This window comes from Micromonospora parva (assembly GCF_000718515.1).
In the GTDB taxonomy this organism is placed as follows: Bacteria; Actinomycetota; Actinomycetes; order Mycobacteriales; family Micromonosporaceae; genus Micromonospora; species Micromonospora parva.
Genome location: NZ_JNZS01000004.1, coordinates 336074 through 353818, shown reverse-complemented (window position 1 = coordinate 353818; position 17745 = coordinate 336074). Strand labels below are relative to the sequence as shown.

Sequence of the window (17745 nt, the reverse complement as noted above, 5' to 3'; positions counted from 1 at the left end):
CGCCGGGGCGCATCGGTCAGGACTCAGACCTGCGGCGTCGGTAGAGGAACAGCAGGGCCGCGCCGGTGGCGACGGCGACGCTGCCGATGCCGGTCAGGACGGGCAGCAGGGCTTCACCGCCGCTGCTGCCGGTCACGGGCAGCGCTGTGCGGGTGGGCCGCGCCGTGGGCTGCCCGGTCGGTGTGACCGTGGGCTGCCCGGTCGGCGTACCTGTGGGCTGCCCGGTCGGTGTGCCGGTCGGCGTGCCCGTGGGCTGGCCGGTCGGGGTGCCGGTTGGTGTCTGGGTGGGCGTTCCCGTCGGCTGGAGGCAGACGGGGGCGTTGATGGTGTTGGTGTCGAGGGTGACGGCGCCGGTCTGCGCCAGAGCCCGGCCCTGGAGGGTGGCTCCGGTGTTCATGGTGATCGAGGTCTGGGCCAGGATGTTGCCCATGAACCGGGTGCCGGTGTCGAGCGTGGCCGAGCTGCCCACCTGCCAGTAGACGTTGCAGGGCGAGGACCCGTTGATGAACACGACGCTGCTGTTGGGCGCGGTGACGAGCGTCGAGGCGATCTGGAAGATGAACACCGCCGCCGGGTCACCCTGACTGTCGAGCGTCAGGGTGCCGGTGAGCTGCGCGGCACCGATCCGATAGACCCCGGGGAGCAGCGTGGTGCCGCCCAGCTCGGCCGGCAGGTTGGTGAACGGAGTCCGGCCGGCGGCGTCGTTGTAGGCGGTGGTCAGGTCGTTCTTGGCCTGCAGGGCGACGGCGTCGCCGAGGTGGATTTCACCGCCGACGATGCCGGGCGGGAAGCCGGGCGCGGTGTTACCGGGGCTGACGCCGAGGCTCTGGGCGAGGAATGTTGGCCCGGTGTTGGTGACCGTGGTGCCGGCCAGCACGGAGAAGTTCGCCGCCGTGCCGAGGTCGACCGGTGCTTCGGCGGCCCTCGCCCCGGTACCACTGAAGATGAGTACGGCGACGGCGGTGCCGCTGGCGGCGACGGCCGCCAGTGCGGACATGGCCGCGCGTCCCGGATGGCTGAATAGTTTGGTTGTCACGACGTGCCCTTTCGCGAAGGCATCTCACCAGACGCCAGTTGTGCGGCGGCTGGAGGCCGCACCATCCACAGGGGTCTTGCTTATCGGACTTTTGCACGAGTACTTCGCAAAAAACGCAAAACCAGCGAGATAGATGGGGCGGGTGGGGTGAAAGGTGGGCCACCGGTCAGGCGCGGACGATCGGCCGACGAGAACCGCGGCGGGGCGAGGTAGCCTCACCGCTCGCACTACGTGCTCCTGCGATCGGGGAGGACAGGGGGAGGTGGAGCGTGGCCGACGTCGGCGAGGTGGTGCGTTGGTTGCAGCTCAACGCGCCCCAGGGCGGTCCGGACGAGGTGTCGCGGCTGGTGGCCCGGGCCGCGCCCATGATCAGTGCCAGCGAGATCGTGATCTATCTGGCCGACTACAAGCAGACCCTCCTCGTCCCGCTGCTCGGCGCGGGTCTCGACCGGGACCAGTTGCCGATCGAGACGACGCTCGCCGGCCGGGCCTTCACCACCCTCGACATCCAGCGCGCGCCCGACAGTCCGGATCGGGTGTGGGTGCCACTGCTGCTCGGGTGCGAGCGGATGGGCGTACTGGAGATCGTCTCGCCGGCCGCCGCCGACGAGACGATGGACGGCCCGGCCCTGGAGGTGGCGGTCAACGTCGCCCAGATCCTGGTCAACCGCCGGTCCTACGGTGACGTGGTCGAGCGGATGCGGCGGCGGATGCCGATGCAGGTCGCGGCCGAGATCGTGTGGGGTCTGCTGCCACCGCTGACCTTCGCCACCGACGACCTGGTGGTCACCGCCATCCTTGAACCGTGCTACGACGTCGGCGGCGACATCTTCGACTACGCGTTGAACGATGACGTGCTCAGCGTCGGGCTCTTCGACACCTGCGGGCACGGCATCAAGGCGAGCACCCTCGCCTCGCTGGTGGTCAGCGCGTACCGCAACGCCCGTCGATGCGGCCTCGACCTGGTCGACACGGCGATCAGCATCGACCGGTGGGTGCGGTCCGAGCATCCGAACTTCTTCGCCACCGGGTTGCTGATCGAGTTGGACCGTCGGACCGGCCACCTCAGCATGATCAACGCGGGGCATCCCGGTGCCATGCTGCTGCGTGACGGCAAGGCCGTCCGGGAACTTCCGGGGCCGACGGCTCTGCCGCTGGGGCTGGGTCACCTGTCCGCTCGCCGACCGCGAGTGCACGTGGAGAATCTGCACCCGGGTGACCGCCTGCTCGCCTACACCGACGGCATCACCGACGCCCGCAGCGCGCAGGGTGAGCAGTTCGGACTGGACCGGCTCGTCGACTTCGTCAACCGCGCCCTCAACGACGGGCTGCCCAGCCCGGAGACGATGCGTCGGCTGGTCCGCGCGGTCGTCGGCTACCAGGACGACCAGCTGGAGGATGACGCTACCGCCCTGTTCGTGGAGTGGCGGCCACCGCACCTGCCGCTCGCGCACCTGCGCGGCCTCGCCGCCGCCGGCTCCTGAGCGAGCAGTGGGATTTTGCACTCGCAGTGCACTTGTCTCCGATTGCAGGGCTGTCTAGCGTCACCTCATGGCTGACTCATGGACCTTCGCGGTGGCTCGGGACGACCTCGGGAAGACCGCGCTCGTCGATGGCCCCATCCCCGCCGTGGCCGACGGCGAGGCGCTGCTGCGCGTGGACCGCGTCGGCCTCACCGCCAACAACGTGACCTACGCGGTGCTCGGTGACGCGATGCGCTACTGGCAGTTCTTCCCGCCGGCCGCCCAGGGGCTCGGACCGCAATGGGGGCTGCCGCCGCTCTGGGGCTTCGCCGAGGTGGTCGACTCGGCGGTGGCGGGGGTCGAGGTGGGGCAACGGATCTACGGTTACCTCCCGCCCGCCGGTCACCTCGTGGTGCGGCCGGACCGGGTGGACGGGTCCGGATTCCGCGAGGCGAGCCCGCACCGGGTCGAGCTGCCGTCGCCGTACAACGCGTACCGGTCGACCATCGGCGACCCGGCGTACCAGCGCGACCAGGAGGATCTGCTGATCCTGTTCCGGCCGCTCTTCTTCACCTCGTTCATGCTGGCCGACCAGGTTGTCGACAACGACTTCTACGGCGCCGAGGCGCTGCTGGTGTCGTCGGCGTCGAGCAAGACCGCGTACGCCGCCGCGTTCGAGATGCACCGGCGCGGGCCGCGCCTGGTCGGTCTCACCTCACCCGGCAACCTGGCCTTCACCAGGTCGCTCGGCTGCTACGACGAGGTCGTGTCGTACGACGACATGGACGCCCTCGACGTGGTCCCGACCGTTTACCTCGACCTGTCCGGCGCGCCCTCGACCCGTGCCGCCCTGCGGCGGCGCCTCGGTGACCGGCTCGTCCGGGACATCGCTGTCGGGCTCACCAACCAGACGCCGAACGCCGACGCCGCCGAGGAGGTGTTCTTCGCGCCGGTGCAGATGCGCAAGCGCAGCCACGACTGGGGCCGCGACGGGCTCGACGAGCGGTTCACCGCGGCGTGGCAACGCTTCGCCGCCGTGGTGAGCGGGTGGCTCGACGTTCGGGTCGGTGCCGGGCCGACGGCGCTGCAACACGCGTGGCTCGACGTTCTGGCCGGTCGTACGCCGCCACGGGTGGGCCACGTCGTCCAGCTCTGACCGGGCTCAGGCTGCGATGTCCTCGCTCAGTTGGCAGCGCAGCGCGGCCAGCGAGCGGGTGATCAGCCGGGACACGTGCATCTGCGATACGCCGATCCGGTCGGCGATCTGGGCCTGGGTCAGGTTGCCGTGGAAGCGCAGGCTCAGGATCTGTCGTTCGCGTTCCGGCAGCGTGGCGAGGGCCGGCCCGAGGGCGATGCGGAGGTCGACAAGGTCGAAGGCCCGGTCGTCGTCGCCGAGGGTGTCCCCGAGTTCCCGGCTGCCGTCGGCCCCGACGGGGGTGGACAACGACGTGGCCCGGTAGGCGCGCGCACCCTCCAGCCCCTCCAGGACGGTCTCCTCGGACACGTCGAGGTAGGACGCGATGTCGGCGACGGTCGGCGAGCGGCCGAGGGTCTGGATCAGGGTGCTGTTCGCCGCGCTGATCGACAGGCGCAGCTCCTGGAGGCGGCGGGGCACGCGGACCGCCCAGGTGCGGTCCCGGAAGTACCGCTTGATCTCGCCGATGATGGTGGGGATGGCGTACCCGCTGAAGTCGACACCTCGGCTGTGGTCGAAGTTGTCGACGGCCTTGATGAGCCCGACGAAGGCGGTCTGGGCCAGGTCGTCGTCGGGTGCGCCGCGTCCGCCGTAGCGGCGTGCCAGGTGCCGGGCGAGCGGCAGCCACGCCTCGATGGCGCGGTCCCGCAGGGCTGGCCGGCGGGGGTCGTCGGCCGGGGTCGCCTTCATCTCGGCGAGGAGCTCATCCGGGCTCTGGTCGATGCTCCGCTGGTCGGTGCGGGTGCTGGTCGCGTTGTCGACGATGGTGGCCACGTGGGTGGTCCTTCCCGCAGGCCCGTCGATCGACCGGAAGGGTCTCCGAACCGGCTACCGCCGGAGCGCACATACGGGCGAAGGTGCGCTGTCGCAAGGCCACGAGCACGGGCCTCGCCGCCGCGTCATGTCGTTCACGTGATGCCTCGCACACTACCCGAAAGGTCGACCATTTCCCAACCGAAAGTATGAGTCCTGGCGTTCGCGGGAGAACCCGCCGGGTCAGCCGCGCTGGTCCGGGGCGTCGACGGCGGCCGGTGCCGGCGAGGCCGACCGCACCGCGAACGGGTGGCGCAGCTGCCGCATGGCCTCCTCGCTGCTGTCGAAGGTCACCGCCGGTCCGTCCAACGCGTCGCCGTTGGAGGTGGCGAGGAACAGGACGGGTCGACCGTTGTCGTTCGGTGTCATGCGGGGATCCTGTCTCTACGAGAGGGGTGCGTCTCGGCCTCGGCAACATCGGCCGTGCGACCTGGTGACGCGTCGGCGCACACGCTGGCGCCCGAATGCGGGTGTCCCGTGCACGGGCGAACGCCCGGCGACACCGACACCCCGCACCATACCCGGCATCGTCGCCCGGTATGCGCCGCCGGCGAACCCGCGTCGCTTGTGGCGGACCGACCGCCCGGGAATTCTGTAATCCCACCCGCTGCCGCGAGTCTCCGATCCTGAGGGCGGTCAGCGCACCCAGCGTGGGCACCGCGCGGACGAGCACACGAGGAGTGAGACGCATGTCGTCAGCCGGTCGAGCACTGCCCGATGTCGGGTTGGTCGTCGCGGCCCGGCAGGGCGACCAGCGCGCTCTCGACGACGTCGTCACGGCCTCGCTCCCGCTGGTCTACAACATTGTCGGGCGTGCGCTGCGCGGGCACGCCGACGTCGACGACGTGGTCCAGGAGACGTTGGTACGGGTGATCCGGTACCTGCCCGCGCTCAACGACCCGGCGGCCTACCGGTCCTGGCTCGTGGCGATCACCATCCGGCAGGTGCGTGACTGGGAGACGCGCCGACGCGTCGCGCTCAACCGCGACGCCGGGCTCGACGCGATCCACAACGTGCCCGACCCCGCCTCCGACTTCGCGGGGATGACGATTCTCCGGCTCGGCCTCACCGACCAACGACGTGAGGTGGCCGAGGCGACCCGCTGGCTCGACCCGGACGACCAGGAACTGCTCTCGCTGTGGTGGCTGGAGGAGACCGGCGAGATCACCCGCAACGAGGTCGCCGACGCCCTCGGTTTGTCACCCGGGCACGTCGCGGTGCGGATCCACCGGATGAAGGAGCAGATCCAGAGCGCCCGCGCCGTCGTACGCGCGCTCCGCGCCCGCCCCGGCTGCCCGGAACTGGGCGCCGTGACCGCCGAGTGGGACGGCACACCCAGCTCGCTGTGGCGCAAGCGACTGGCTCGACACGTCCGCGACTGCGCGTTCTGTGTCCGGTTGGGAAGCACGCTCCTGCCCATCGACCGCCTGCTCGCCGGCCTGCCGTTGCTGCCGCTGCCGGCGGGTCTCGGCGCCCACCTGCCGAACGTGTCCGCCCCGGCGGCCGCCGCGTCGGCCGTCGCCCCGCCGAGCCCGGCGGTCGGACCCACCGCAGGGCCGACCCCGCCCGCCGATGGCGGTAGTGGTCAGAGCGTCGTCGGCCTCGTGGTGAACCGGCCCCGTGGCCTGGTGCCGTCCCTCGTCGCCGGGGTGGCCGCCGCCGTCCTGGCCATCACCATGGCGGTGGTGATCCAGCCGGACGATCCGTCCGCACCCTCCTGGGCGGCGCCGCCGTCCGCGGTGCCCACCGCAGCCGTCACCCCGAGCGTCGCACCGCCGCCGAGCGCACGGCCCGCGTCGAAAGCGCCGGCGTCGCCGGTGGTCAGCTCCGCGCGCAAGGGCGTCGGGGTGTGGAACTTCGCCGGGGCGAGTCAGGCGTTGGCGAACTCCAAGGCCGGCTGGTACTACACCTGGGGCACCCAGCACCCGGGAATCAGCACTCCGCGCGGTGCGACGTTCGTGCCGATGATCCGCAGCGCGGAGAACGTCACCGCCACGGAGCTGGCGCGGGCCAGGGCCGCCGGGCCGTACCTGCTCACCTTCAACGAGCCGGACCTGCCCGAGCAGGCGAACATGACCGTCGATCAGGCGTTGGACCTGTGGCCGCCGTTGATGGCGACGGGCAGCAGGCTGGGCAGCCCGGCGGTCGCCTGGGGCGCGCCGGACCCGCAGGGTTGGCTGGACAGGTTCATGACCGGCGCGCAGGCCCGTGGCCACCGGGTCGACTTCATCACGCTGCACTGGTTCGGTGCCGACTTCACCACCGCCACCGCCGTGGCCCAACTCCGGCAGTACCTACAGGCTGTCTACCAGCGGTACCGGAAGCCGATCTGGCTGACCGAGTTCGCGCTGATCCGCTTCGGCGCGGGCGGTTCGCAGTTTCCCTCTCCGGAGCAGCAGGCGGCCTTCCTCACCGCGGCCACCGCCATGCTCGGGCAACTCCCGTACCTGCAGCGTTACGCCTGGTTCGGGCTCCCCGCCACGGACCAGGACCGGTCCGGGCTGTTCCGCGACGGGACCGAGGCGACAGCGGTCGGCCGCGCGTTCCAAGCCGCCCGTTGAGCGCCGACGAACGGAGGGCCGAGCAGATCATGGCGGAGCGTCCCGGGTCTCGCGTCCGGACCGGTCGGATGGTCGGCGTCGTCGTGACAGTGGTCGCGACCGCGCTGGCCGTCGGGCTCACCAACGGTTGGGGACGAACCGAACCGGCCCCGGTGTCCTCGTCGGCAACCAGCCCACCGGCCGCTGCGGTGCCGACCGTGCCGGTGGTGCTCAGCGGCACCGACGACGCCTTCATCCAACTGCTGATCCCGATGAACGAGGGCGCGCTCGCGCTGATCGACCAGCTCGACACCCGGCCGGCGGACGCTGATCCGTCGTTGCTGGCCCTCCTCGGCGAGCTTCGGACGGCTCATCAGGCCGAGCTGCGGGACCTGCGTGGGCTGTTGGCCGCGGGCAACGTGCCGGAGCTGAACATCCACGAGGGGCACCAGATGCCCGGCATGGTCACCGAGGCCAGCCTCGCCGAGCTGCGTGCCGCCCCCGACGTCGAGGTGCCGTCCCGCGCCGCCGCGCTGATCCGGGCGCACCTCGCGCAGACAGTGGTGCTGTGCCGGGGCGAGCAGACCGCCGGTGGGAGCCCGGAGTTGAAGGCGTTCGCCAGCCGGATTCAACAGGCGCGCATCGCCGAGCTGAGCGCGCTGGACAATCGGCTCGGCGCCCCCACCGCCACCAGCCAGTAGTCGGTGGGCGTCGGCGGTCAGGCCGTTGTCTGGTGTCTCGCCGCGAACCGGGCGCGCGTCAGGAACGCGAGTTGGGCCCGCTTGTCCGGCATGTCGATCTCCGAGTCGAGGGTGAAGCCCTCGATCTCCAGTCGGCGCAGGGCGAGGTGGTTGCGGACGTCCGGCTCGACCACGATCCGCTGCGCGGCCGGATCGCGGAACAGGAAGCGGGCCACGGCCGGGCCGACCGCGTTGGTGAGGCTGCGGGCGAGGCGTCGGTCGGGGCTGAGCAGCAGGTGCATTCCCACGTCGCCGGGCTGGACGGGGTAACGCTCGCCGACCGGGTCCGCCTCGGGCTGATAGGTCTGGAAGAGGCCCACAGGCTCGTCGTCGATCAGGATCAGGTACGCGTGGTGAGTGGGCAGGCTGTCCACAAAGGCGTAGATCTCGCGCACTTCTTCCAGGGTGTGGGAACCCATGCCCCAGAAGGAGTTGCGAGGAAGGGTCACCCAGCCGTGCAGGAGGGCGGCGTCCCGGTCGGGGTTCACGGTCACCAACGACAGCTCGCCGAGGCCGGCGATCTTCTCCTGGTACGTCATCGGGCGCTGTCCTCTGTTCCATCCGGGGCGCAACTTAGGTTAACCTCCCCTAACCAAGGATGACCTTACCTGGAGGGGTGCGTGAAGCGGAACTGGGAGGCCCTGGTCCTCAAGGCCATGGGAGGTCGGGACTTTCGGTTGACCGTCCTGAGCACCGAGTCGATCGATGGGCACTACCAGCGGCTTCTCCTGGACGGGGGCGGGCTGCTGGAGGCGTGCGGGGTGCACCCGACGATGTGGATCCGGCTGTGGTTCGACAACGACGGGCGGGCACACCAGCGCGCCTACACGTTGGTCGACCCCGACCCGGCCACCGGCCGCTTCACCCTCGAATTCGCCATCCATGACGGCTGCGCGGCCCGCTGGGCCACCACGGCCACTGTCGGCGACACCATCAGCGCGACCGTCCAGGGCAGCGCGTTCGAGTTGCCCGACCCCGCGCCCGACCATCTCTACCTCGTCGGCGACGCGGCCTCCCTGCCCGCGGTGAACAGCCTGCTCGACGCCGGTGCCGACATCCCGGCCACGGTCTGGCTGGAGTACGCCCACGAGGGCGAGAAGGCGCTCGCGCTGCGGGCCCGGGCGCACCACGAGGTCACCTGGGTGCCTCGGCGCGACGCGGGGCAACATCTCGTCGACACGGTCTGCGCCGCCCTGCCGACCGGCGACACGGGCCACTACTGGGTGGCCTGCGAGGCGGCCACCACCAGGAGCATCACCCGATACCTGCGCAAGACGCTGGGCGTCGACAAGGACCGTCTGACCTCCCTCGGCTACTGGAAAGCGGCATGAGGGGCCGGCTCGGCACCCTGACCGCGCTGTACGTCACCCAGTACCTCGGCGTCGGCTTCATCACCGTCGGGCTCACCGCCATCCTGCGCGACGGCGGCACCTCGCTGGACACGCTGGCGCTGTTGCAGATCGTCGGCCTGATCTGGCCCATCAAGTTCCTCTGGGCGCCGATCCTCGACCGGTACGGCTCCCGGCACCGCGGCCACTACCGTTCCTGGCTGCTCGTCCTGCAGAGCGCCCTGGTGCTGGCCCTGTTGGCGCTGCTGCCGTTCGCCAGCCCGGCCGACGCGCTCGGCCCGATCGTCGCGATCTGCGCCGCGTACGTGTTCTTCTCGGCCACCCAGGACATCGCCGTGGACGCCGTCGCGGTGCGCATGCTCGCCGAGTCGGCCCGGGGGACCGGCAACGGCATCCAGGTCGCCGCGAGCTACCTCGGCAACCTGCTCGGTGGTGGGGCCTGCGTCCTGGTCTACGACCAGTTCGGTTGGGCGTCGGCGATCGGGCTGCTGGTCGCGATGACGGCGGTCGGCCTGGTGGTGGTGTGGCGGTTCCGGGAGCCTCCCCGTACCGATCGGGTGGCCCGGATCGGCACTGCCTACCGGGCGCTGCTGTCGGTGTTCGGGCAGCCCGGCTGCCGGTGGTGGACGTTCGGCGTGGTGCCGCTGGTCTACGTCGGCGCGGGAATGGCGTACGCCCTGGTCACCCCCGCTCTGGTCGACGCCGGCTGGTCGTTGGGTCGGATCGGCGTGGTCACCGGCGTGGTGACCAGCGCCCCGGCCATCGTCGCGGGTCTGGTCGCCGGGCTCGGGGTCGGACGGTTCGGGCGCGGTGGCGTGCTCGTGGCCGGTGGCCTCGCGCTCACGGTGTCGACGTTGCTGCTGCTGCCCCTGATGAACGGCCAGGCGCCGCTGGGTGGGACGGTCGCCGCGCTCTGTTGCTTCATGGTGGCCTACACCATCGCCAACGTCGTGCTCTACACGGTCAACATGGACTACTCGCGACCGGACACCGGTGGCACCGACTTCACCGTCCTGTCGTCGTTCGGCCTGGTCTGCTCGTTCGTGGCGTCATCCATCGGTCTCGCGGCGGCCGAGCGGGTCGGCTATCCGGCGGTCGCCGTCGCGGCCATCGTGCTGGTGGCCGCCGGGGTCGTCCTCGGCCTCGCCCACCAGCGGCGATTCCCGCACCGGCCCGACCCGACCGCCGGCCTGCCCGTCGGCCGGCCGACCCCCGACGCACCTGTCGAGCGGCCCGCAGCGGACGGCGCCAAGGCGGTGGCGTGACCAGCGTCCAGCCGGCCACCGACACCGCGACACCGGTACGACTGCCACAGCGATGGCTCATCCTGGCCGTGCTGTGCGTCGCGCAGCTGGTCGTGGTGCTGGACAACACCGTGCTGACGGTGGCGGTGCCGGTGCTCACCACCGAGCTGGGCGCCAGCACCGCTGAGGTGCAATGGATGATCAACGCGTACGCGTTGGTGCTGTCCGGGTTGCTGCTCACCGCCGGCAGCGCCGCGGACCGGTACGGTCGCCGCCGGATGTTGCTCGCCGGGCTCGTCCTGTTCGGGGCCGGCTCGCTGGCCGCCGGTCTCGCCAGTACCAGCGGACAGTTGATCGCCGCGCGGGCCGGCATGGGCGTCGGTGGCGCGCTGCTGGTCACCTCGACGCTCGCGGTGGCGATGCAGGTCTTCGACGCCGCCGAGCGGTCCCGGGCGATCGGCATCTGGGCTGCCACCAGCGCGTTGGGTTTCGCCATCGGGCCACCGATCGGCGGCACCATCCTCGCCCATCTGCCCTGGGGCGCGATCTTCCTGATGAACGTGCCGATCGTGCTGGTCTGCCTGCTCGTCGGTCGCGCGCTGGTCCCCGAGTCCCGCGGGCCTGCCGGCGGTCGACTCGACGTGCCCGGCGCCGTGCTCTCCACCGCCGGTCTGACCGCTGTCGTCTGGGCGATCATCTCCGGGCCGGAGCGCGGGTGGACGTCGACCGAGGTGATCGGTGTGGCGATCGTCGGCGTACTGGTACTCGGGATCTTCGTGCGGTGGGAGCGACGGATCCCACATCCGATGCTGGACATGGGCTTCTTCCGGGACCAGCGCTTCGTCGGTGCGATCTCCGGAGTCGTGCTGATCACGTTCGGTGCCACCGGCGCGCTCTTTCTGCTCACCCAGCACCTCCAGTTCGTGCGGGGTTACCCGGCCTGGGAGGCCGGTCTGCGGATGGCGCCCTTCGCGCTGTCCATCGTGCTGCTCAACGTCAGTGGTGTCGTCGCGGGCGTGATCCGTCGGCTCGGCCTGGCGGTCGCCATCGCCGTCGGTATGACGCTGCTCGCGGCCGGGCTAGCGCTGGTCACCCTCTTCCCGTCCGACGGGTACGCGGTGCTGCTGGCGGGGCTGCTCGTCATGGGCGCCGGTTGCGCGCTGGCCAACCCGGCCATCGTCGAGGCCGTGATGAGCGCGATCCCGGCGGCGAAGGCCGGCGCTGGCGCGGGGGTCGACGGCACCATGACCGAGGTGGGCAGCAGCCTCGGCATCGCGGTGCTGGGTGCCGTGCTGAACGCCCGGTTCGCGGCGCTGCTGCCGGCGGCGGTGGCCGGCGCCGGATCGTTCCCCGCGGCTCTCGCCGCCGCCCGCGACGGTGCCGAGCGGGAGGCAGTGACTGTCGCCTTCGCCTCGGCGCTGGAGACGGGACAGCTGGTGGGCGCGGCAGCGGTGCTGATCGGTGGTCTGGTGGCCGCCGGACTGCTGCACCGGGCAGACCGCACCATCTCCGCCTAATAAGGGTAGGCTACCCTAATCGTGACATCGTGGTAGTCGACGGAGGTGGTATGCGGCTCTACCTGACCGCGCTCAACCCCACCGACGCCGTCCTGCACGGGTTCCTTCCGGCGGCGGCGTCCCTCGGGCTGCCGACCACCGTGCTGACCGACCGTCCCGCAGAATGGCCTGCGGACGTGCCGGTGACGCGGTGCGCGGTCCGCGACGCGGCAGCCGTGGTCGCGGCGACGGCAGCGACCCGACCGGTGGCGCTACTGTCCAACAGCGACCACCTCCAGGAGGCCACCGCGATCGCCGCCCGAAAGCTCGGCCTGCCCGGCAAGGACCCGGACGCCGCCCGTCTCTGCAAGGACAAGGCCGCCGCCCGCCGGGTGATCGCCGCCGCGGGCCTCGATCGGGTACGCGTCGTCACCGTCGACCCCGCAGACCCGCCAAAGGTGCCGAACGAGATGTTCCCGGCGGTGGTCAAGCCCCGCGAGGGGGTGGCCAGTGAGGACGCGTACCTGGTGGTCGACCACGCCGAGCTGGTCGCCCGGGTCGCCGAGATCCGCAACCGGCGGCCCGACGTGGCGCTGGTGGTCGAGGAGTACCTCGACGGTGAACTGCGGACCTTCGAGACCCTCGGCGACGGCACCGAGCTGGCCTCCCTCGGCGGGTGGCGCACCGCCCTCGGCTCGCCACCGACCTTCACCGAGGAGAGCCTCGCCTGGTCGCCCCCGGCAGAGCCGGCGCGCACCCAGCTCCGGGCCCGACTCGACGCGCTCGGGGTCGGCTTCGGCGCCTGCCACACCGAGTACGTCATCTCCGACGGCCGGGTCCGGCTCATCGAGGTGAACTACCGCCTCATCGGTGACCGGATGGACCTGATCCTCGCCGAACTGCTCGGTGTGCCGCTGTTCGAGTACGTCATCCGGCTGCACCTGGGCGAGCCGCTGGCCGCCCTGCGCCTGCCCGACACCGTCGACCGACACGCCCGGGTCGAGTACGTCTGCGCGGACCGGTCCGGCCGTCTCGTCGCCGCGCCGGGCCGGCTGGACACCGTCCACGGCGACGTCCGGTTGGGCTGCCACCCGTTGCGCGAGGTGGGCCGCACCGCCGCGCACACCGGCACCAACCGCGACTACCTCGCCGTGCTGCACGGCATCGGCCCCGACGAGAACGCCGTCCGGCAGTCACTGGCCGCCCTCCGCGGCGACCTGCAGTGGACCATCGTCGAGTGAGCGACGACTGCGAGCGCGAGGTCTTCACCCGGGTGCTCGACGCCCTGCTGCGCGAGGATCACCTCGGTCTGCTCACCGCCGGCCGCCCGGACGGGCCCGACTGGTGGCAGGTGTCGCACCCCGCCGGCCGGCTGCGCATACCGGTCCGGGCGGACGGGTTCCAGCAGGCCCTGCGCAGCTCCGCGCCGACGGTCCTGCTGGTGGACGGCAGTGGCGACGCGCGGCGTACGGAGACCCTGGAGGGGTTGTTGACGCTGCTCGCCCCGCACGGCAACGCCGAGGCCGAGGCCGGCTGGCGGGACTTCGCCGTCGAGTGCCGCGCCGACCTGCGAGCCCGGCGGCTCGCCGCCCGGAACCGGGAGCGGGTGTTCACCGAGGTGGCCGCCGAACGGGCGAGCACCCCGACCGGCCTGCCGACGGCGCTCCTGGACGACGTGCTCGCCGCCCACCAGGGCCACCCCGTCTACCCCACCGACCGGTGCCGGCACGGTCTGCGCGACGACGAACTGCTCCGGTACGCCCCGGAGCACGCCCCACGCTTCGCGCTGCGCTGGTACGCCGCCCCCGCCACGGACGTCCGGCTCACCGGCCAACTCCCGCCCTGGTGGCCGCCCGCGCCGCGACCGGATCAGCTGCTGCTGCCGGCGCATCCGCTCACCGTGACACGCGACGCGCTCCCGGTGGTCGACCTGCCGGTGACCCCGGTGCGACCCACCCTCTCCATGCGGACGGTGGCACTCGACCACGACCCGTACCTGCATCTCAAACTGCCGCTGCCGACAGCGAGTCTCGGCGCGCGCAACCGACGCACCCTGCAACCGGGCTCGCTCGCCGACGGCGGGGCTGTCGCGGCACTGCTCGACCGGATCGCCAGCACCGAACCCCGCTTCGTCGGCCGGATCCGGCACGCCGACGAGAGCACCTGGGCGCACGTCGACGGCGATGAGCGACGCGGTTTCCTGCTCCGCCGGTTTCCGCGCGACCTGGCCGGCGTTCAGGTGGTGCCGGTCGCGGCCCTCGCCGCCGCTGACCCGGTGGCCGGCACGGTCCTCGACCGGATCAGCCCGCAGCGGCCCGTCGCACTGCTGGAGTCCTATCTGGACCTGCTGCTCGACTGGCACGTCTTCCTCTGGCTCCGGCACGGGATCGCGCTGGAGGCCCACCCGCAGAACATCCACCTGCTGGTACACCCGGACGGCGCCGTCGGCCTGCTGTACAAGGACAACGACGGCGCCCGGCTGGACGCGCGGCACGACGGCACGAACGGTCTCACCCTGCACGACGACCGGATGTGGGCGCGCGACCCGCACGAGTTGGCCGACGTGTTCATCACCATCACCCTGCACCTGGCCGCTGCCGCGCCCCTGCTCGCCCTGGCCGCCCGAGGGCTGTCCGTGCCGACACCGGCCGAGGCGCTGGTGCCCCGGCTCGCCGCCGCCCGCGACCGGTGGGGCGACGGCCCGGCGGGGCGGACCTTCACCGAGCGGGTCCTGAACGCCACCCACCTGCCCGTCAAGGCGATGCTCACCGCCGGCACCCTGCTGCCCAAACAACGGCTGGGCTGCACCGACATCAACAAGTACTACCTGCGTACCGGCCCGAACTACCTGCGGGAGACACGATGACGAGCGCCCAGTTGCGCTCCCGGCCGGCCACCGACACCGGTCGGCTCGCCGACCTGGCCGCCGCGCACACCGTCTTCGGTTGCCTGCTGCGCGAGCTGGCCCCGCCGGGTGACACCCCGACAGTGGTCGACGGTGTCGTCCGGCTGCTGCTGCGCCACCTCGACGTCACAGTGCGCTGCGCGGTGGCCCGAGCCTCGGCGATCGGCGCGCACCGCTACACCGGCCCGGTGCAGCGGGACATCGGCGGCGGACGGTGGGCGGACCTGGACGCGGACGGGCTGGCCGCCCTCGTCGCGGCGGAGCTGACCATCCGTACCGGGCTGGCGAATGACGAGTTCGTCGAACAGGTCCGGGCCAGTCGGGACACCGTGGCCCGACTGCTGGCCGACCGACCCGCCGCGGACCCCACCCCTACCGGTGAGCCCGCCATCGACGCGTACGTCGACTCCGAGCAGTCGCTGGTCCTCGGCCACCCGCACCACCCCACCCCCAAGTGGCGCAGCGGCGACCCGGACAGCTGGCGGGCGTACGCGCCGGAGCTGCGCACGGCGTTCCGGCTGCACTGGCTCGCCGTACCGGACGACCTGACCGCCGACGCCGGACCGTTCGATGCGCTCGTGGCCGCGCTCGACCCGCCCCGGCCCCCGCGCGGGCACCGCGCCCTGCCGGTGCACCCCTGGCAGCTGTCGCTGGTCCCGCCCGCCCACCCACTGCTGCGCGACCTGGGGGCGGCCGGTGTGCCGGTCCGGCCGACGGCGAGCGTCCGAACCCTCTACGCCCCCGGGGCCGACCTGTTCGTGAAGACCAGCCTGCACGTACGGATCACCAACTGCCTGCGCAAGAACGCCCGCTACGAACTCACCGGGGCGGTGGCGCTGACCGACCTGCTGGCCCGGGTGCCGCTGCCGGACGGGGTGGGGCTGCTCGCCGAGCCCGCGTACCGCACCGTCGACGTCGCCGGCCCCGACGAGGCGTACGGGACGATCCTGCGCAGCGGTCTGCGCCCGCACCTGCGTCCCGGCGACACCCCGGTGCTGGCGGCGGCACTCGCCGGCGCACCGCTGGTGACAGCGGATCCGGTCGCCTGGTGGCGGGCGTACGTCGGCCTGCTGGTGCCGGCGGTGCTGCGCAGCTGGCTCAGCCACGGCGTCGTGCACGAGGCGCACCTGCAGAACGTGGTCGTGGTGCTCGACCGGGACCGTCGCCCGGTACGCATGCTGCTGCGCGACCTGGAGGGGGTGAAGCTGGACGCCGACCGGTGGGCCACCTGGCCGGACGGCGTCCCGGCGCAGGTCCGTTACGGTCCCCGCGCCGCCCACCGCCGGATCGTCTACTGCCTGTTCGTCAACCATCTCGGTGGGATCAGCGGGGCTCTCGCCGACGCGCGGCCGGGAATCGAGAAGCGGCTGTGGCAGGAGCTGCGGGGCGTCGTCGAGGCGGTCGCCGCCGACCTCGGTGATCCCGCCGAGCTGCGCGTTCTGCTCGACGGGGAGCCGTTCTTGGCCAAGGCGAACCTGCTGGTCCGCTGGCGGCGCGACGCCGACCGGGCCGCGCCGTTCGTGCCGGTGCCGAACCCGATGGGTGGGCCACGATGACCCGACCGGTCTACGTCCACGACCTCGACGCGCTGGCCGGGCAGGCCCGAGCCGTCCGGGCGGCGCTGCCCCCGCCGGTCGAGCTGCTCTACGCGGTCAAGGCCAACCCGGACCCCGGTGTGCTGCGAACCCTCGCCCCGATCGTCGACGGGTTCGAGGCCGCGAGCCGGGGCGAGCTGCGCAGGCTGGCCGAGGTGCTGCCGGGACGGGCGCCGGCCGCGTACGCCGGGCCGGGCAAGACCGACGCCGACGTCGCCGCCGCGCTCGACGCCGGGGTGCACCGCATCCACGTCGAGTCGCCCACCGAGCTGGCCCGGCTCGGCGCGCTCGCCACCGCCACGGGCCGGTCGGCTCAGGTGCTGCTGCGGGTGAACCTGCCGGTCGACGCGCCGGGCGCGAGCCTGGTCATGGGCGGTGGGCCCAGCCCGTTCGGCATGGACCCGGCCGACGCCGTCGGGTGTGCCCGCCGCCCGCCCGCCGGCATCGACGTCCGCGGAATCCACGCCCACCTGGCCAGTGGGTTGGACGCACCGCTCGCCGCGACGGTTGCCGCCGCGGTGGTCGACTGGGCGGTGGCCGAGGTCGACGCCGCCGAGGTCGACGTCGGCGGCGGCATGACAGTCGACTACACCGACCCCGACGCGCGGTTCGACTGGGAGGGCTACGGCCGGGCCCTGGCGGACGTCCTGGACAGCTATCCGGGAGTGCGCTTGCGCATCGAGCCGGGCCGGTCGGTCACCGCCCACTGCGGGGCGTACCTGACCGAGGTCATCGACGTGAAGCGCTCCTACGGCGAGTGGTTCGTGGTGGTGGCCGGCGGGACGCACCACCTGCGGACACCGGCCGCGAAGGGGCACGCGCAGCCGTTCACCGTGCACCCGCGGCTCGGTGCCGCCGGTCCCCGTACCGATGGCGGGCCGGTCACCGTGGTCGGGCAGCTCTGCACCCCGAAGGACGTGCTGTCCTTCTCCAGCACCGCCGGGCCGATCGGCGTGGGCGACGTGCTGGCCTTCGCCATGGCCGGCGCGTACGCCTGGAACATCAGCCACCGTGACTTCCTGCTGCACGAGCCGCCGCTCTTCCGCACCGGTGACCTGCGGGAAGTGGCCGCCGAGTGGGCGTCCCGGCCGTTCGGGACGTGAGCCCGAGCGCCACGAACCGCTCGGTGTGTTATCGATAACATGCTATCTTTCATCCGGGAGTGAAGGGCACGCTCCCGGTCACCCGAGCCAGCCGGCGAAGACGCGCCGAGGGCACTCCCCTCCCGCCTCCCGGTCGGTGACCAGTCCGGGCCCCGTCGATGCCAGGCGACCACTGTTGGTCGTCGGACGATGTCGCGCCGGCCGCATGCCCAGCTTCCGACGCTCCACCGTAGGCAGCCCCGGCCTCGACGGGTGGCGGCCGCACA

15 protein-coding genes are annotated in these 17745 nt (G+C 72.2%); 11 read left to right on the top strand and 4 right to left on the bottom strand.

The window, feature by feature from the left end; genetic code table 11:
• Positions 1 to 16 precede the first annotated feature (16 nt).
• Positions 17 to 1036, bottom strand: coding sequence for an ice-binding family protein (locus IF22_RS0106310; RefSeq protein WP_245233542.1), 1020 nt, complete (start codon positions 1034 to 1036; stop codon positions 17 to 19).
• A gap of 269 nt (positions 1037 to 1305) precedes the next feature.
• Between IF22_RS0106310 and IF22_RS0106305 the strand changes: the two genes are divergently transcribed.
• Both IF22_RS0106305 and IF22_RS0106300 read left to right on the top strand, forming a co-directional pair.
• A complete protein-coding gene (locus tag IF22_RS0106305; protein ID WP_051708216.1) occupies positions 1306 to 2520 on the top strand; it encodes a PP2C family protein-serine/threonine phosphatase in 1215 nt (404 codons plus the stop codon).
• Between the two features lie 67 nt (positions 2521 to 2587).
• Positions 2588 to 3655 (top strand): DUF2855 family protein, encoded by a 1068-nt coding sequence (locus IF22_RS0106300; protein WP_030329428.1) that lies wholly within the window; start codon positions 2588 to 2590, stop codon positions 3653 to 3655.
• A gap of 6 nt (positions 3656 to 3661) precedes the next feature.
• On the opposite strand, the gene IF22_RS0106295 is transcribed toward IF22_RS0106300, so the two are convergent.
• Both IF22_RS0106295 and IF22_RS0106290 read right to left on the bottom strand, forming a co-directional pair.
• The gene (locus IF22_RS0106295; protein ID WP_051708235.1) at positions 3662 to 4459 is read right to left on the bottom strand and encodes a SigB/SigF/SigG family RNA polymerase sigma factor; all 798 of its coding nucleotides are present in this window, start codon (positions 4457 to 4459) and stop codon (positions 3662 to 3664) included.
• A gap of 231 nt (positions 4460 to 4690) precedes the next feature.
• Positions 4691 to 4876 carry a hypothetical protein gene (locus IF22_RS0106290; RefSeq protein WP_030329423.1) on the bottom strand — a complete coding sequence of 62 codons (186 nt, stop codon included), beginning with the start codon at positions 4874 to 4876 and terminating at the stop codon, positions 4691 to 4693.
• Positions 4877 to 5196: 320 nt separating this feature from the next.
• Between IF22_RS0106290 and IF22_RS0106285 the strand changes: the two genes are divergently transcribed.
• Both IF22_RS0106285 and IF22_RS0106280 read left to right on the top strand, forming a co-directional pair.
• The gene (locus tag IF22_RS0106285; protein WP_030329421.1) at positions 5197 to 7068 is read left to right on the top strand and encodes a sigma-70 family RNA polymerase sigma factor; all 1872 of its coding nucleotides are present in this window, start codon (positions 5197 to 5199) and stop codon (positions 7066 to 7068) included.
• Positions 7069 to 7136: 68 nt separating this feature from the next.
• On the top strand, positions 7137 to 7748 hold the full coding sequence (locus IF22_RS0106280; protein ID WP_245233541.1) for a DUF305 domain-containing protein: 612 nt from the start codon (positions 7137 to 7139) through the stop codon (positions 7746 to 7748).
• 17 nt (positions 7749 to 7765) lie between these two features.
• Here IF22_RS0106280 and IF22_RS0106275 read toward each other — a convergent pair whose 3' ends face one another.
• A complete protein-coding gene (locus tag IF22_RS0106275) occupies positions 7766 to 8326 on the bottom strand; it encodes a GNAT family N-acetyltransferase (protein ID WP_030329417.1) in 561 nt (186 codons plus the stop codon).
• A gap of 81 nt (positions 8327 to 8407) precedes the next feature.
• Between IF22_RS0106275 and IF22_RS0106270 the strand changes: the two genes are divergently transcribed.
• The 7 genes from IF22_RS0106270 to IF22_RS0106240 are packed head-to-tail and all read left to right on the top strand — an operon-like array spanning position 8408 to position 17479.
• Positions 8408 to 9118, top strand: coding sequence for a siderophore-interacting protein (locus tag IF22_RS0106270; RefSeq protein WP_030329415.1), 711 nt, complete (start codon positions 8408 to 8410; stop codon positions 9116 to 9118).
• A complete protein-coding gene (locus tag IF22_RS0106265) occupies positions 9115 to 10401 on the top strand; it encodes an MFS transporter (RefSeq protein ID WP_081883725.1) in 1287 nt (428 codons plus the stop codon). The genes IF22_RS0106270 and IF22_RS0106265 overlap by 4 nt, the downstream gene beginning before the upstream one ends.
• A complete protein-coding gene (locus tag IF22_RS0106260; protein ID WP_036410877.1) occupies positions 10398 to 11897 on the top strand; it encodes an MFS transporter in 1500 nt (499 codons plus the stop codon). The genes IF22_RS0106265 and IF22_RS0106260 overlap by 4 nt, the downstream gene beginning before the upstream one ends.
• Before the next feature lie 50 nt (positions 11898 to 11947).
• On the top strand, positions 11948 to 13117 hold the full coding sequence (locus tag IF22_RS0106255; RefSeq protein ID WP_030329408.1) for an ATP-grasp domain-containing protein: 1170 nt from the start codon (positions 11948 to 11950) through the stop codon (positions 13115 to 13117).
• Positions 13114 to 14742, top strand: coding sequence for an IucA/IucC family protein (locus tag IF22_RS0106250; protein WP_030329407.1), 1629 nt, complete (start codon positions 13114 to 13116; stop codon positions 14740 to 14742). Before IF22_RS0106255 ends, IF22_RS0106250 begins: the two co-directional genes overlap by 4 nt.
• Complete coding sequence (locus IF22_RS0106245; RefSeq protein ID WP_030329405.1) at positions 14739 to 16337, top strand: IucA/IucC family protein; 1599 nt, start codon at positions 14739 to 14741, stop codon at positions 16335 to 16337. Before IF22_RS0106250 ends, IF22_RS0106245 begins: the two co-directional genes overlap by 4 nt.
• Positions 16334 to 17479: an alanine racemase gene (locus IF22_RS0106240; RefSeq protein ID WP_030329403.1), complete on the top strand. Its 1146-nt coding sequence runs from the start codon at positions 16334 to 16336 to the stop codon at positions 17477 to 17479. The genes IF22_RS0106245 and IF22_RS0106240 overlap by 4 nt, the downstream gene beginning before the upstream one ends.
• Positions 17480 to 17745 lie beyond the last annotated feature (266 nt).